This is a genomic window from Methylocaldum sp. (genome assembly GCF_039794385.1).
GTDB lineage: Bacteria > Pseudomonadota > Gammaproteobacteria > Methylococcales > Methylococcaceae > Methylocaldum.
On record NZ_JBDIVO010000022.1, the window covers coordinates 14,530 to 29,639 of the forward strand.

At 54.4% G+C, this 15,110-nt stretch carries 16 protein-coding genes; 6 read left to right on the forward strand and 10 right to left on the reverse strand.

What is annotated here, in order from left to right; genetic code table 11:
• Positions 1-55: 55 nt before the first annotated feature.
• The 3 genes from aceF to glp all read right to left on the reverse strand — a co-directional run bounded on the left by aceF (position 56) and on the right by glp (position 6,200).
• Positions 56-1,399, reverse strand: a complete 1,344-nt coding sequence (gene aceF, locus ABJK70_RS03680; protein ID WP_077727995.1) for a dihydrolipoyllysine-residue acetyltransferase — start codon at positions 1,397-1,399, stop codon at positions 56-58.
• 10 nt (positions 1,400-1,409) lie between these two features.
• Positions 1,410-4,097 (reverse strand): pyruvate dehydrogenase (acetyl-transferring), homodimeric type, encoded by a 2,688-nt coding sequence (aceE, locus tag ABJK70_RS03685; RefSeq protein WP_077727994.1) that lies wholly within the window; start codon positions 4,095-4,097, stop codon positions 1,410-1,412.
• An 834-nt stretch (positions 4,098-4,931) separates the two neighbouring features.
• The gene (gene glp / locus ABJK70_RS03690; RefSeq protein ID WP_077727992.1) at positions 4,932-6,200 is read right to left on the reverse strand and encodes a gephyrin-like molybdotransferase Glp; all 1,269 of its coding nucleotides are present in this window, start codon (positions 6,198-6,200) and stop codon (positions 4,932-4,934) included.
• 58 nt (positions 6,201-6,258) lie between these two features.
• On the opposite strand from glp, the gene ABJK70_RS03695 reads away from it, so the two are divergent.
• Together ABJK70_RS03695 and ABJK70_RS03700 are read left to right on the forward strand one after the other, a co-directional pair.
• A complete protein-coding gene (locus ABJK70_RS03695; RefSeq protein ID WP_077727991.1) occupies positions 6,259-7,350 on the forward strand; it encodes a PA0069 family radical SAM protein in 1,092 nt (363 codons plus the stop codon).
• Positions 7,351-7,450: 100 nt separating this feature from the next.
• Positions 7,451-8,593 (forward strand): sensor domain-containing diguanylate cyclase, encoded by a 1,143-nt coding sequence (locus tag ABJK70_RS03700; RefSeq protein WP_077727990.1) that lies wholly within the window; start codon positions 7,451-7,453, stop codon positions 8,591-8,593.
• Between the two features lie 205 nt (positions 8,594-8,798).
• On the opposite strand, the gene ABJK70_RS03705 is transcribed toward ABJK70_RS03700, so the two are convergent.
• Genes ABJK70_RS03705 through ABJK70_RS03725 form a run of 5 tightly spaced genes read right to left on the reverse strand, consistent with a single transcriptional unit; the run spans position 8,799 to position 11,350 of the window.
• Entirely contained in the window at positions 8,799-9,800 is a 1,002-nt protein-coding gene (locus ABJK70_RS03705) for a peptidylprolyl isomerase (protein ID WP_077727989.1), read from the reverse strand.
• Positions 9,801-10,091 (reverse strand): BolA family protein, encoded by a 291-nt coding sequence (locus tag ABJK70_RS03710; protein WP_077727988.1) that lies wholly within the window; start codon positions 10,089-10,091, stop codon positions 9,801-9,803.
• On the reverse strand, positions 10,091-10,390 hold the full coding sequence (locus ABJK70_RS03715) for a YciI family protein (protein WP_077727987.1): 300 nt from the start codon (positions 10,388-10,390) through the stop codon (positions 10,091-10,093). The genes ABJK70_RS03710 and ABJK70_RS03715 overlap by 1 nt, the downstream gene beginning before the upstream one ends.
• Before the next feature lie 4 nt (positions 10,391-10,394).
• Positions 10,395-10,937: a septation protein A gene (locus tag ABJK70_RS03720; protein ID WP_077727986.1), complete on the reverse strand. Its 543-nt coding sequence runs from the start codon at positions 10,935-10,937 to the stop codon at positions 10,395-10,397.
• A gap of 32 nt (positions 10,938-10,969) precedes the next feature.
• Complete coding sequence (locus ABJK70_RS03725; protein ID WP_133716938.1) at positions 10,970-11,350, reverse strand: hypothetical protein; 381 nt, start codon at positions 11,348-11,350, stop codon at positions 10,970-10,972.
• A 242-nt stretch (positions 11,351-11,592) separates the two neighbouring features.
• Between ABJK70_RS03725 and ABJK70_RS03730 the strand changes: the two genes are divergently transcribed.
• Complete coding sequence (locus ABJK70_RS03730) at positions 11,593-11,904, forward strand: DUF1244 domain-containing protein (RefSeq protein ID WP_077727984.1); 312 nt, start codon at positions 11,593-11,595, stop codon at positions 11,902-11,904.
• Positions 11,905-11,922: 18 nt separating this feature from the next.
• On the opposite strand, the gene ABJK70_RS03735 is transcribed toward ABJK70_RS03730, so the two are convergent.
• Positions 11,923-12,267, reverse strand: coding sequence for a phenylpyruvate tautomerase MIF-related protein (locus tag ABJK70_RS03735; RefSeq protein ID WP_086133585.1), 345 nt, complete (start codon positions 12,265-12,267; stop codon positions 11,923-11,925).
• A 12-nt stretch (positions 12,268-12,279) separates the two neighbouring features.
• Entirely contained in the window at positions 12,280-12,669 is a 390-nt protein-coding gene (locus ABJK70_RS03740; protein WP_133716940.1) for a flagellar basal body-associated FliL family protein, read from the reverse strand.
• 92 nt (positions 12,670-12,761) lie between these two features.
• Here ABJK70_RS03740 and nagZ point away from each other — a divergent pair, with 92 nt between their 5' ends.
• The 3 genes from nagZ to ABJK70_RS03755 are packed head-to-tail and all read left to right on the forward strand — an operon-like array spanning position 12,762 to position 15,108.
• Positions 12,762-13,808: a beta-N-acetylhexosaminidase gene (nagZ, locus tag ABJK70_RS03745; protein ID WP_347257422.1), complete on the forward strand. Its 1,047-nt coding sequence runs from the start codon at positions 12,762-12,764 to the stop codon at positions 13,806-13,808.
• Positions 13,805-14,359, forward strand: a complete 555-nt coding sequence (locus ABJK70_RS03750) for a hypoxanthine-guanine phosphoribosyltransferase (RefSeq protein WP_077727980.1) — start codon at positions 13,805-13,807, stop codon at positions 14,357-14,359. The genes nagZ and ABJK70_RS03750 overlap by 4 nt, the downstream gene beginning before the upstream one ends.
• 11 nt (positions 14,360-14,370) lie before the next feature.
• Positions 14,371-15,108, forward strand: coding sequence for an S-methyl-5'-thioinosine phosphorylase (locus ABJK70_RS03755; protein ID WP_077727979.1), 738 nt, complete (start codon positions 14,371-14,373; stop codon positions 15,106-15,108).
• Positions 15,109-15,110: the final 2 nt, after the last annotated feature.

The following is a 15,110-nucleotide window of genomic DNA, read 5'->3' on the forward strand; positions in this document are numbered from 1 at the left end:
CCATCGCAAGTTGTATCGAACCGGTTTGCCGGCAAGCCTCAAAGCATCCCGGCTTCTATAAAAGGACTCGCCGCAGTTCGGCCAGCAATCCAGCCAAATAAACCGTGAATCGTGCCGCCTCGGCTCCATCGATGACGCGATGATCGTACGACAGGGACAATGGCAACATCAGGCGCGGAACGAACTGTCCGTCCAGGTAAACGGGCTTGGTTTGCGCTCGGGACAAACCAAGTATTGCCACTTGAGGCGGATTGATGATGGGCGTAAAAGCCGTACCGCCGATTCCGCCGAGGCTCGAGATAGTAAACGACGCCCCTTCGAGATCGTTGTTGCGCAGTTTCTTGCCACGGGCTTTCGCGCCGAGTTCTGCCAATTCCCTAGCCAAGTCGAAAATGCCTTTTTGATCGACATCCCGAACTACGGGCACCACTAGGCCTTCCGGAGTATCCACCGCCACGCCCAAGTGATAGTACTTTTTAAGGATCAGCTCTTCGCCGTTGGCTGCGAGGGATGAATTAAACGTCGGAAACTCTTTGAGCGCTGCCGCTACGGCCTTGATGACGAATGGCAGAAAGGTCAGCTTCACATTCTGCTTTTCCGCCTCGCTCTTGAGCGACTGGCGAAAGGCTTCGAGATCGGTGATGTCGGCTTCATCGTGTTGCGTCACATGGGGAATGCTCATCCAACTCCGAAGCAGATTCGGGCCGGAAAGCTTCTTGATGCGGGACAACGGCTGTCTATCGACGGTGCCGAACTGAGCGAAATCAATTTCCGGCTGAGGCGGAATGGCGAAAACACCACCAGCCATCGCTTGCTCGACCCGCTTCAGGCTCGCTTTTACGAATGCCTGAACATCCTCCTTCAAAATACGGCCTTTTGGCCCGGTGCCTTGAATTTTCTGAAGCTCAGCCCCCAATTCACGGGCGAACTTCCGAATCGATGGGCTCGCATGAGGAGGATGCGCATGCTCTTCAACAACTTTTAAAGCTCGTTCGGCGATGGCCGGCGCGGGCTTCGGCTTCGCTTCCGGCTCTGCTACTGAGGAAGGCGCAGGCTGCTCGGCAACGGGCTTGGGCGCCGCTTCGCCGGAGACGATCTTTCCAGCTTCCGCTTCCGCCTCAGGCGGAGCTTTCTCTTCCCGTTCCGGCTGGGCCCGATCAGCAAGCTCCAACTGCAATATCGGCGACCCCATGCTCACCCGATCACCGACATTGACCTGCATTTCTTTCACCACGCCGGAAAACGGCGAAGGCACCTCCATCGCCGCTTTATCGCTTTCCAGCGTAATCAAGGAATCGTCGGCCTTGATTACATCCCCCGGCTTAACCAGCACTTCGATGATCTCGACGTTCTTGAAATCCCCGATATCGGGAACTACGACTTCTTTTAGCACTGCCATAGCGATTCCTTTACACCTTCACTGGATTGGGCTTTTCCGGATCGATGCCGTATTTGGCCATAGCTTCCGTCAGTGTAGAAGTCGCCACGCCGCCCTCATCGACTAAGGCTTTTAGTGTCGTAAATGCGATGTAATGCCGATCCACCTCAAAAAATCTCCGCAATTCGGAACGTTGATCGCTGCGACCAAAGCCGTCGGTACCCAGCACCGTATAGGATCTCGGAACAAAGGGCCGGATTTGATCGGCGAGCATTTTAATATAGTCGGATGCCGCGATGATCGGCCCCTGGGTTCCGGCCAGGCAATCCTCCACGTAGCTGATGCGGGGCGGCTGATCCGGATGCAGGAGATTCCAACGCTGTTTGTCGAGTCCGTCACGGCGCAGTTCGGTAAAGCTGGTGACGCTCCAAACGTTCGCTTTTACGCCGAAGTCCTGCTCCAGCAATTCCGCCGCGACGATGGCCTCGCGGAGTATCGTACCGCTGGCCAAAATTTGGGCTTGAGCCGATTCGCCGGCGTCCTTGAGCTTATACATGCCCTTGACGATCCCTTCGCGCGCGCCGGCCGGCATGTCAGGATGAGTATAATTTTCATTCATGACGGTGACGTAGTAGAAGATGCTCTCGCCCTCCTGATACATCCGCCTGAGGCCGTCTTGAATAATCACGGCCAGTTCGTAGGAAAAGCAAGGATCGTAAGCTACGCAATTTGGGATCGCCGACATGCTGACGTGACTATGCCCGTCCTGATGCTGCAAACCCTCGCCCGCCAGCGTTGTACGTCCGGCAGTTCCTCCCATCAAAAAGCCGCGCGCCTGCATATCGCCCGCGGCCCACATCAGATCCCCCACCCGTTGATATCCGAACATCGAGTAGTAGATGTAGAACGGGATCATCTGGATGTTGTGGTTGGTATAAGCCGTACCGGCCGCGAGCCAGGAGCACATGGAGCCCGCCTCCGAAATGCCCTCTTCCAGGATCTGCCCTGATTTGTCCTCCTTGTAGTACATCACTCCGCCGGCATCCGCAGGAACGTACAATTGCCCGACGGAAGAGTAAATACCGTATTGGCGGAAAAGTCCCTCCATACCGAAAGTTCGGGCCTCGTCCGGTACGATGGGTACGACGTACTTACCCAATTTTTTATCCCGCAACAGCAGCGTCAGGATGCGCACGAACGCCATCGTAGTCGACATTTCCCGATCTTCGGTGCCCTTCAGCAGAGGTTCGAAGACATCCAGCTCCGGCACCTGCAAAAGCGGCGCGTCGCGTCGCCGTTGCGGCACGTATCCGCCCAGGCTCTTTCGACGCTCGTGCATGTAGCGCTGCTCCGCACTGTCTTCCGGCGGCTTGTAGTACGGCAACTCCATCAGCTGGTCATCGGGAATGGGAATATTGAAACGATCCCGGAAGTGGCGGATCGCCTGTTCGTCCATTTTCTTTTGCTGGTGCGTGGTCATGAGCCCTTCGCCCGCGCTGCCCATGCCATAACCCTTGACCGTCTTGGCCAGGATCACCGTCGGCTGTCCGGTATGGTTTACCGCCGCATGATAAGCGGCGTAGACCTTGTGCGGGTCGTGCCCGCCACGATTCAGGCGCCAGATGTCCTCGTCGGACATATTGGCCACCATCTCCTTCAGCTCCGGATACTTGCCGAAGAAGTGCTCGCGGGTGTAGGCACCGCCTTTCGCTTTGTAGGCTTGATACTCGCCATCCACGGCCTCTTCCATGCGCTTCTTCAAGAGGCCGTCTTTGTCTTTGGCCAGCAGAGGATCCCAATAGGAACCCCAGATGACTTTGATGACATTCCAGCCGGCACCGCGGAACTCCGCCTCAAGTTCCTGGATGATCTTGCCGTCGCCCCGCACTGGCCCGTCGAGCCGCTGCAGATTGCAATTGATGACAAAGATGAGATTGTCCAATTTCTCCCTGCCGGCAAGCCCGATGGCTCCCATGGATTCCGGCTCATCCATTTCGCCGTCGCCGCAGAAACACCAGACTTTGCGGCCCGAGGTCGCCAGAATCCCCCGATCCTCCAAATATTTCATGAAGCGCGCTTGATAAATCGCCATCAGCGGACCAAGCCCCATGGATACCGTCGGAAACTGCCAAAAATCTGGCATCAACCAGGGATGTGGATAGGAGGAAAGACCGTTGCCGCCGATTTCGGCGCGAAAACTGTCCAGCTGTTCTTCGTTCAGGCGTCCTTCCAGAAACGCACGGGCGTAGATGCCGGGAGCGGCGTGCCCCTGAAAGTAAATCAGATCCCCGCCGTGGTTCCCATTGGCGGCATGGAAAAAATGGTTGAAACCCACGTCGTAAAGCGTCGCAGCTGAAGCGAAGGTGGCAATATGTCCACCGTATTCGCTGGTTTTACGGTTGGCTCGGACAACCATCGCCATCGCGTTCCAGCGGATATAAGAGCGGATGCGCTGCTCCAAACCGGCATCGCCCGGCAAGCGGGGTTCCATGTGGGGCGGAATGGTATTGATGTACGCCGTATTCGCCTTATAAGGCAGGTTCGCCCCCGCGCGGCGTGCCTGATCGACCAAGCTTTCGATCAGGAAATGCGCACGCTCGATACCTTCAGTCTCGATAACGGCCTCCAGGGCCTCCAACCATTCTCGGGTTTCTTCGGGATCGATATCGTTGACGCTCTTAAGGTTTTGCGATGGGTGAGACGGACTCACGGCGGACATAGGAAAGGTTCCTCCACTGATTAAGGGCTTCCAGCTAATTTTTTCGAATGCAGACAAGCAAGCGACAAGTCATCTATTGAATTCCGACCTTTAGATTGCTTGAAACGAAAGAATTTCTGGCATGTTTGTTGAACCGTTGATCCAGTGATTACAGAACTGTGCAACTCTGACTTTGCCTTCTGAACGAGGTCAACGTTGTATTGTTAGAAAAAAAAGTCCAATCGGAAAATGTTACAGACTACGAGCCGATTACGCCAGAAAAGCTAATCTGAAAAACTGCTCGGCTAGCGATTTTATGAGCTTTGATCACCTGGTATTATCGTCCGGTAGCCAGATCCGAGGCACAAAAACATCGCCCGCTCATCAATTGCCGTGATAGTGCAGCGTTTGTGAGCGACTCTACTTTTAAGACAACCGGTCGCCCCATATGTTAGGAAGCAAAACAAATTCGGAAAAGGAACGTCGGCGTGCCCCGCGGTTGGATTCGCGAATTTCCGCCTATCTAATCATGCCATCGAGCGCCCCATTGCGTGGCGTCGCGAAGAACATAAGCCGTTCAGGCGTCTTCATTGAGACTACCAAACCGCTGAAACGGCTCATCGGTGAACCGGCTCGGTTGGTCTTTACGCTCGAACATGGAAACTTGGTGAGGTTGGCTCGCTATTCGGTGGTTATCGTGCGGGAGTCACAGCACGGAATCGGCCTCGGCTTTTGGCATTCGAGCAAGGCGGTGGATTCGCGTAAAGCCTAGCCGTAGGTTTATAGTCACTCCCGAGCCAAACACGCCTGCCCGCTTGGACCCAACGGCCCGAAACATTGAGAAACTCTCGCAACCTACATCAAGCAGGCAAACGGTAAAACATCGACCATTTCACCGGGCTCCACAGAAGCGCGATCGTGCGCCAGAATAATCATGGCGTTTGCCAGGCTCATGGAGCGAAGAATGCCGGAACCCTGTTTGCCGCTCGTACGCACTTCCCAGTCACCGGTTTCGGTTCTTTCGAGAATGCCCCGCTGGTACTCCGTGCGGCCCGGCTTTTTAGCAAGCCGCTCGAGACACTTGGCTTTCAGTGTGGGAATAACCGGCCGCTCCAGAATTCCCATTTTCTTTTCCAGTAATGGAAGGACAAATTGGTAAAAGTTTACCATCACGGCGACCGGGTTACCCGGCAACCCGATGAATGTCGACGCGCCGATACTACCAAAAGCCACGGGGCGTCCCGGCTTCATGGCAACCTTCCAAAAACCGATATTGCCTATCGAAGACAGAACCTCCTTGACGAAATCGGCTTCACCTACCGATACGCCACCCGAGGAAATGATCACATCCGCAGCGGATGCAGCCCTTATCAAAGCTTCGCTTAGTAGCTCGGGATCATCGGGCACGATGCCCTGGTCCATCACCTTGACACTTAACCGTCTTAGTGCCGAGTGGAGCGTATAGCGATTGCTGTCGTATATGCCGCCGGCCTCTAAGGATCTTCCTAGCTGATGCACTTCGTTTCCGGTCGATAAGAGCGCTACCCGAGGTCGCCGCTTGACCTTGATTTCACTTATGCCTAACGAGGCGATCAGCCCGATATCCGGTGGGGTCAGATAGCGTCCTCCGTTCAGAACCGTTTCGCCCCGCTTGACGTCCTCACCAGCCATGCGGACATTATCCGCCATGCGATGCCGCCCACCGGTTATGCAGATCCGATCCCCGTCGACATCGACATGCTCCTGCATCAGCACGGTATCCGCACCGGCCGGCATGGGCGCACCGGTCATAATGCGTACCGATTGTCCTGGAAGCACGGCGCCGACAAACGGCGTTCCCGCCAGAGCCACGCCTACCACCTCCATTTTCACGATGCTTCCAGCGCCCGGCAAATCCGTTCCTCGTATGGCGTAGCCGTCGACAGCCGCATTGGTATGGGATGGAACATCTAAAGGCGAGACCACAGGGTCATGCAAAACTCTCGTTACGCCCTCGAGGATGCTGACTTGTTCGTAACCCCTGACCGAGGAAACGGCATTCAGTATACGCTCTAAGGCATCATCGACATGAAGTGCGTCGTGCTCATCATTGTCGCTACAACTGGGTCGGTTAGTCGTAGTCATGGCGAGACCAATCTGGAAATATTCGGTGCCAGTGAGAATGGTACTATTGGAGGCGAGTATGAGCGACAATGAATGCCAAAAAATCCGGGTTCCGAATTCGCCGACAAAAGGCCGAGGGGCCGTAAGCAATCGGGAATCCCGCTATTCCGAGACCGTCCGAGAAAAAATCGACGACGACTGGTGGGCAGAGGATGTGCCCCCGGCAGCAACCACCGTAACACACGATAGCGCTCGGAGCATTATCACCCATAACCGGTCGCCCGACATCCCTTTCGATCAGTCGATCAATGCCTACCGGGGCTGCGAGCATGGTTGCATTTACTGCTATGCGCGGCCTAGTCATGCTTACTTGGGACTGTCGCCGGGACTGGACTTCGAAACCCGGCTGTTCGTCAAATCCGATGCGGCGAGTCTCCTGCGCAAGGAGCTAGCGAAAAAATCCCATCGTCCATCTCCAATCGCTTTAGGCGCCAACACCGATCCTTACCAACCTATCGAGCGGGAATGGCGCATTACTCGGGAAGTTCTCGAGGTACTCTACGAATGCCGCCATCCGGTTAATATCACGACCAAATCGGCACTCATCGAACGCGATCTCGACATTCTCTCGGCAATGGCGCGCGAGCATCTGGCCCAAGTTCAGATTTCGATTACCACGCTTGACAAGGGGTTGGCCCGAATCATGGAACCGCGGGCTACGAGCCCGCAACGCCGACTCCAAACAATTCGCATTCTAGCGGACGCTGGCGTGCCAGTGACCGCACTGGTGGCCCCGGTGGTTCCGATTCTGACGGACGCGGAGCTCGAAGCCATCCTTGCTCAGGCAGCCGCACATGGCGCCATCAGCGCCGATTACATCGTGCTGCGCCTTCCTCTCGAACTGAAAGAATTATTCCGCGAATGGCTGGAAACCCATGTCCCGCTAAAAGCCAAGCACGTTCTGGCGCGACTGCGCGATATCCATGGCGGTAAACCGTATGAATCTAGTTTTGGCCTTCGCCACTCCGGGTCAGGGATTTACGCCGAACTCATCCGGAATCGGTTCCTGGTGGCTCTCAAGAAAAACGGGCTTAACGCCACCGAAATCCATTTAAACCCGGAGTTATTCAAGCGTCCTAGTGATGCGCCTGTGCAAACCAGCTTATTTTGATACTTTTGATACCTGCTCGAATCAAAAATGGCGATCCAAAACTTATGCTAGGCTTTTATGCTGAAAATAAGCGTCATCGCACCGACTAAGGATCCTAAGTTTGGACGAGCTTTACACCGAATTATGCGTCCTACAAAGCCACCTGGGTAACCTCGTCGATCGCATTCGGCAGAACCAGATTAAATTGCATCGCTTCCAAACGCTGGAAATGACCTTGCTCACGCTGAACTCTCTGCGTGAACTGGTCGATCAGGTGTTGGAAGACACTCGCGTTCTATTCGAGCTTGACGCCGTTAGCTTCGTATTGGTCGACGAAAAAGGCGAACTCGAGCGCTTCCTCAGAGAGGATGGTCTAAACGTCGACAAGCAGCCAAATCTTATATTGCTGCCCAGCGGCGAAATCCTGGACCGTACGTTCCGCAAGACCTTAAGACCTTACCTAGGGTGCTACAAACCCGAAAAATGTGCCGCATTCTTCCCACGCCTTCCGGATACTTCGTCCAGCGTTGCACTCTTGCCTCTCTATCGTCGAGGCAAACTCATGGGGAGTTTAAATCTCGCCAGTACCGACACCATGCGCTTTTCCGAGCAGATGGCAACGGATTTTCTGGATCGGCTGGCCTGCGTGCTCAGCGTATGCCTGGAAAATACCTTGAACTTCGAACTGCTGCGACGAACCAGCCTTATCGACACGCTCACCGGCGTCAACAACCGGCGATATTTCGAACAACGCGTCAGTGAAGAAATCGACCGGGCACTACGCAGCGGCGAATGTCTGTCATGTTTATTTCTGGATATCGATCACTTCAAGACGATCAATGATACTTATGGGCATCAAAGCGGTGATCGGGTGCTGGTCGACGTGGCACAGACCATCCGCTCCATGCTGCGCAACAACGACGTGTTAGCGCGCTATGGCGGCGAGGAGTTCGTTGCGCTTCTTTCGACAGGAACGGGCAACCGGGCTGCCACCGATGTAGCAGAACGAATCCGCCAACGCATTGCCGATCGCGAGTTCTACGATAAGGATGGCGAGGCGCTGAAGATAAGTTTGTCTATCGGCGTAGCCACTTTGGACCCAACCAGGGTCAGCGGGATCGATGCCACCGAGGCCCGCCTTATCGAAGCAGCTGATATAGCTTTGTATCGAGCCAAAAACAATGGTCGAAATTGCGTAGTCAGCAACGGCTTTGTCGAACCGAGCTTTCAAGAAACATCGCAACAGTGCGTTGCCGGCTTCTAGCCAGCATTTCCCATACTTCTCCAATCGCAAACGGTATCTTCGGGAACGTCGGAGCCGATCTTTCAATCGCGAACCGACGCTTAATCGCCACCTTCCGCGCGCGGTAGCGTACCGTTTTTGCGCTGCGCCACGCACCGCTGCGACGAAGGGAAGAAATGTGGGTTAGAGCCGGAAAACACCTCCGGCTCTAACGGATAGCGCGAGTTTATTCGGCCGGCTCTTGCGATTCAGCGGGGTCTTCCTGAGGACCACCTTCCGGCTGCTGTTGCGAAGGATCCGCAGCAGGACTTTCCGACGGTTTTTCCGGCGCCGTGCCAGCACCGGGCTGCTGCGGCGAATCGATCGCAGGTTTCTCAGCCGGTTTCGGCTTCTCGAACTGCTCTATCTTCGCCTTGTTTTTCAGCTCTCCAATGTGTTGTTGCAGCCGTTGTGTCTGCATCATGGATCGCAGCTGGTCTTTGACGGCATCAAAGGGCGGTGGCGGCTGGTCGCGCGAATCTTCACGCAGGATCACGTGCCAACCGAACTGAGTTTGAACGGGCGTTTGGGTCAATTCGCCATTCTTTAAAGCAACTACCGCGTTTGCGAAAGGCGGCACCATCTGCTGCGGGTTAAACCAGCCCAAGTCGCCACCACTTCCCTTGGAGCCAGGATCCTTGGAAACTTTCTTCGCGATATCCGCGAACTTTTCCCCTTTTTGTAGTCGCTTAATGACATCCTTCGCCGCCTGCTCGGTATCCACCAGAATGTGCCTGGCTTTGTACTCCGTCAACTTCATCGAACCAACGCGCTGGTCATATTCTTTCTTCAAATCTTCGTCGGAAATCGCAGCGCTGTTGATGAAATGTTCCGCGGCAATTTGCGACAAAACCATTCGATCGGCATTTTCCACGCGCGCGGCGTACTTCGGATCATTGGTCAGCTGCTGGGCCTCGGCCTCTTGGCGCAATAGTTCTCGTTTAATCAGTTCATCGATGATTTTTTCTTCCGATATCCCGTTGTCCCCGCGGCGCTGAGCCAGTTCCGCCGATAAGATATCGACTGCGGCTCTACTGATCGGTCTGCCGTTGACTACGGCGACTGAGTTTTCAGCCGTCGGGGCCTCAGTCGTGCTTGTCGCACCCTTTTGGCCATCAGTGCCAACGTTATTGCATCCCGCGATAACCAATACGCTGGCGATAGCGGCGACAAGTGAATATGTCTTCATTTACGCATTTCCTTTTTGTTGAAATTCAAGTGGAGTAAAAGCCTTCATACTGAAAGCGTGTATCTCTTTCTGCATCAAGTCGCCCAGCGCACGATAGACCAACTGGTGCCGCTGAACCGAACTCTTTCCTTCAAACATCTCAGACACGATAGTGGCGTAAAAATGCCCACCGCCGGTTTCCATGGCACCTGCATGGCCGGCGTGCGCCATACTATCGTCGGTAACTTCCAAATGTACCGGCGAGAGCACCTCTTCCAGTCGGCTCCTGATTTTTTCGACTCGACTTATCATTATGGAAGCACCTTCTTGAACGGTTTGATCGTCACCCGAGCATACACGCCCGCCAGACGATAAGGGTCCTCATCTGCCCATGCTTGAGCAGCTGCCAGACTGGAGAATTCGGCAACGATCAAGCTGCCGGTGAACCCGGCTTCGCCCGGATCTTCGCAATCGACAGCCGGATGGGGACCTGCCAAAATCAACCGCCCCTCGGCTTGCAGCGCTTTCAACCGATCGAGATGCGCAGGACGCGCTTCGAGACGATTTGGCAGACTTCCCTCAGCATCCTCACAAATAATGGCGTAGAGCAAAAAACTACTCCTCCGGATTGGGTTCGGGCAAAAAACGAGATAGATAGATGGACTGGGCAATGACAAACACGAACGTTAGCCCCAAAAGGCCGAAGAGCTTGAAGTTGACCCAAGTCTCTGTACTGAAATTGTAAATAACAAAAAGATTGACACCACCGAGCGCGACGAAGAACGCGGCCCAACTCAGATTCAATCGGCGCCAAACCAAATCCGGCAGTTCAATTTGATTACCTAGCATGCGCTCGATCAGTGTTCGCTTGCCGAATAGTTGACTACCGAGAAAGGCCATGCCGAACAGCCAATTGAGTACAGTCGGTTTCCACTTGATGAAAAGTTCATCTTTCAAGAATAAGGTTGCACCACCGAAGATAACGATGATTGCCAGCGAGACCAAATGCATAGGCTCGACTTTGCGCGTCTTTAACCACGTGACCGCCACTTGTACCGCAGTCGCTACGATAGCGGCGAGAGTTGCAGCGTAAATATCGGAAATCTTAAAAACGATAAAAAAGAGAAAAATCGGGAAAAAATCGAACAGCAATTTCATAGTTCGGGCATAGGTAAAAAAGAGATTAGGAGTCAGGCGTAGACGTCCACACCCAACATCTGGCTGAGAGCGCTTTTTGCCTCATATTGCGGCAAATCGAATTGTGCGCGATAGGCATTTAGCGCGTGCTTCGTTCTCGCGCTCAGTATCGTTTGGTATTGGGCAGTTCGTTGTTCCTCAGCTTCCTTCCTGAGTTGAGTTGGCTGGTTGAGGCGATCCAGGACGGCTTTCAATTCATCTGAAGACACGACGCCGCCTGCGCTATTGTCTCCCATATTAATACTGGCATTTTCTACGCCAGCCATTATCCTTGGGTCACCCGAAGTGACTCCTTGGACGGCTATAAGTTCCCGCTGCCGTTTGATTTCAGCGAGCGCGTAAGCAGAAATAGAGGCGGCTTTTTGAATATCCATAGTCGGACGGCGCCTGCGGCTTTACCTATTCATTCCCTTATAAAATACTATTTCACAGAACATTATATCCGACAATACTTTGCAAGCCGGCAAACCGAAGCTTAACACATCGAAAGCGTATGCATGGCCAAGCACCATTCCGGAAGCGAGAAGCGTTCCCCAAGTTATCAGGGGCACTCCGGACGGAAGCTATTCCGAGGTTCCTCGATCCAATCTTCAAACACATCCAAGCACTCAGAGCTATGAACGAACAAACCCGAATCGAACTGGAAGCGGCAGCTTTCCGACGGCTGCTGCAACATCTGCGCGATCGTTCCGACGTGCAAAACATCGATCTGATGATTTTGGCGGGCTTTTGCCGTAACTGCCTGGCCAAATGGTATAGCGCCGAGGCGAAGGAGCGCGGTATCGACATCGATTATCCGGCGGCGCAAGAAATCATTTACGGCATGCCGTATGCCGAATGGAAGGCCAAGTATCAAAAAGAGGCCACACCGGAGCAACTCAAGGCCATGGAGGAAATCCAACGCCGCAATGAAGCCGCCGGACATTAGCGGCAACGGCCCAAAGGTTTAGAACGTCCCGCCGTTCCAGCCCCATTGACTGCCTTTGATATCGGTAAATTCGATGTAGACCCGCGCTGGAGGAATATCGAGCCGTTGTTCCAGCAAACTGCAAATTGAACGGGATAGCGATTTGATCTGGCCGGCGGGCAATCCGATGCTCTTGAGTTCCGCATAGGCTGCCGGCTCGCCGGTGCCGCCGAACAGCATAGGAACATCGCTGTTCAAACTCACCATGACGTAGGACTCTGGTTTTCCGAGCTCTTTGGCCAACAGGCGCGAAGCCGCCGTCAGCAGCGGCTCGCGCTGGTCGGGAGAAACTTCCCGATTAGTCTGTATCGTCAGATAAGGCATAGAAGAACTCCACTACTGGATAAGAAAATCGGTAAAAAAGAGATCCTTTAGTCCTTCGCCTGCGCCATATTTTTCCAGGGTTTTGGTGACATCCTGTAACGCCGCTTGACGAAGCTTCTCCCGCTCGTCCACAGCAGAAAGCTGCTCGGGATTGCGATTCGAAAAGAGCATAATCAACGCATGACGAATAGGCGGCATGTGCATTTTGATTTTTTCCGCATGCTCCTTGCTATCGATCAACAGTTGAATGTCGGCTCTAAGATAATGGCGTTTGCCCTCAAGATTTACCAGCACCGATTCTAAAGGCAAATATTCGACTCCACCGTCTCCTTCGCCGCTCATGCCATAACCAAACGGACTAAATAAAAGAAGAAACAAAGCCAGAATTTTCGATCTTCCCACGAGGTTCTCCAGTGGCTTTCGGTTAGCGTCTCGTCGCGTTCGCTCGATTATAGTTTAAAATCGTGGACCTTCAGTATTTCCGGCGGACGCCCATGAAACCATCTAAGCCGCTAGGGCCTGTGATGCTCGATCTACAGGGCCTAACCGTAAGCCCCGATGAAAAGGACAAATTGACCCACCCCGCCGCAGGCGGGCTCATTTTGTTCAGTCGGAACTACGAGTCGCCGAGGCAACTCATGAATCTCGTGGGGGAGATTCGCGCGTTACGCCCCGAAATTCTGATCGCAGTGGATCACGAGGGTGGTCGCGTACAACGCTTCCGCGAAGGATTTACACGATTGCCGCCCGCCGCCCGTTATCACGAGATAGCAAATGGGCAACCGGACCACTCCGAAGCAGCGGCCGAAACGGCCGGTTGGCTTATGGCGGCGGAACTTCGGGCCGTCGATATCGATTTCAGTTTCGCGCCCGTTTTGGATGTCGACTCGGGCGTCAGCGACATCATCGGCAATCGCGCGTTTTCCCGCGATCCTTTCGAAACCGCACAACTCGCCCGGGCTTTTGCGAGAGGTATGAGACGAGCCGGAATGCCATCCGTGGGCAAGCACTTTCCCGGTCATGGCGGCGTGGCGGAAGACTCCCATCTGGCACTGCCGATCGACCACCGCAGCATGGACGAAATCGAAAACCGCGATTTACTGCCATTCCGCGCCCTCATCGAATTCGGATTGGAGGGAATCATGCCGGCCCACGTGATTTACGCGGAAATCGATGAGCGGCCGGCCGGTTTTTCATCTTTTTGGATTCAAGAAGTTCTTCGCCGCCGGCTCGGATTCGACGGAACCGTGTTCAGCGACGACTTATCCATGGCCGGCGCAGCATTTGCCGGAAATCATGTTGACCGCGCCAGGCTAGCGCTCGAAGCGGGCTGCGACATGGTACTGGTCTGCAACATGCCCGACGCCGCGGGCGAAGTCCTCGAATCCTTGACGAATCATTCCAGCACAGAACGCGAGCCCCGCCTCCAGCGCATGCGGGGACGTTTTTCCATGGATCGTAATGCCTTATTGGCGAGCACTGACTGGCAGCGCGCCACAGAACTGATCGCATCTATCAACGAACAACCGGGACTCGCATGAACAAATCGGAAGAAATCGAACGAGTAATAGCCGAAGCCGACTGCCTTTTTTCGGAAAACGAGGTCAACTCGGCCCTCGACCGCATGGCGGCCGAGATCACTACACTCATCGGCGATAAGACCCCTTTGTTGCTCTCGGTTCTCAACGGCGGCATCATTCCCACCGCAGAGATTGCCCTGCGTCTGCGCTTCCCCTTGGAAATCGACTCCATCAAGGCCGGCCGCTACCAGGGAGAAACCCGCGGCAGCGAAATTCGCTGGCTCTTGAAGCCTAGCATTCCCCTCCGTGATCGGACAGTACTGATCATCGACGACATCCTGGATGAGGGCATCACCCTGGCTGAGATTCGGAAATACTGCCTCGAAGAAGGCGCCGAAGCCGTGTACACGGCTGTTGTCGTAGACAAGAAATTGAATAAGGAGAAACCTTGCCGAGCCGATTTCATCGGATTGGAAGCCGAAGATCGCTATTTGTTCGGATTCGGCATGGATTATAAAAGCTATCTTCGCAATTGGCCGGGCATCTTCGCCTGCAAGCACGTTTATCGATAAAGGGAGCTGTCATGACTTTAATGGCCATCATCGGGGGAACCGGTCTCACACGGCTCCCTGATCTCACGATTGTCCGGCGTGAGCGAATCGCCACGCCGTATGGAGATCCTTCTTCAGAACTGGTTTTTGGCCATTTTCATCAGCAAGAACTGGTGTTTCTGGCGCGCCATGGCAACCCGCACATCATTCCGCCACACAAGATCAATTACCGCGCAAACATCTGGGCGCTGAAAGAAGCCGGTGCGGCCAGCATTCTGGCGATAGCCGCGGTAGGAGGAATCCGCGCCGATATGGTGCCGGGAAAAATCGCCGTTCCAAACCAAATCATCGATTACACGTACGGACGGCCACACACGTTTTTCGAGACTGATCTCGAACTGGTAACCCACGTCGATTTCACTCACCCCTACAGTCCATGGTTGCGGGAAAAGATATTGACCGCAGCTCAAGTGGCGGGCGTCAGTATTATCGATGACGGCGTATACGGCTGTACCCAGGGGCCGCGGCTGGAAACCGCGGCGGAAATCAACCGCATGGAACGCGACGGCTGCGATCTCGTCGGAATGACCGGTATGCCGGAGGCCGCCCTGGCACGCGAACTCGGCATCGATTACGCCTGCTGCGCCGTGATTGCCAATTGGGCGGCGGGAAAAACGGCAGCCGAAATTACAATGATGGAAATCGAAGCAAACTTAGTGGCGGGAATGGCCGATTTAACATCCATCCTGAGGCATTTCGTTCAGGCATAAGA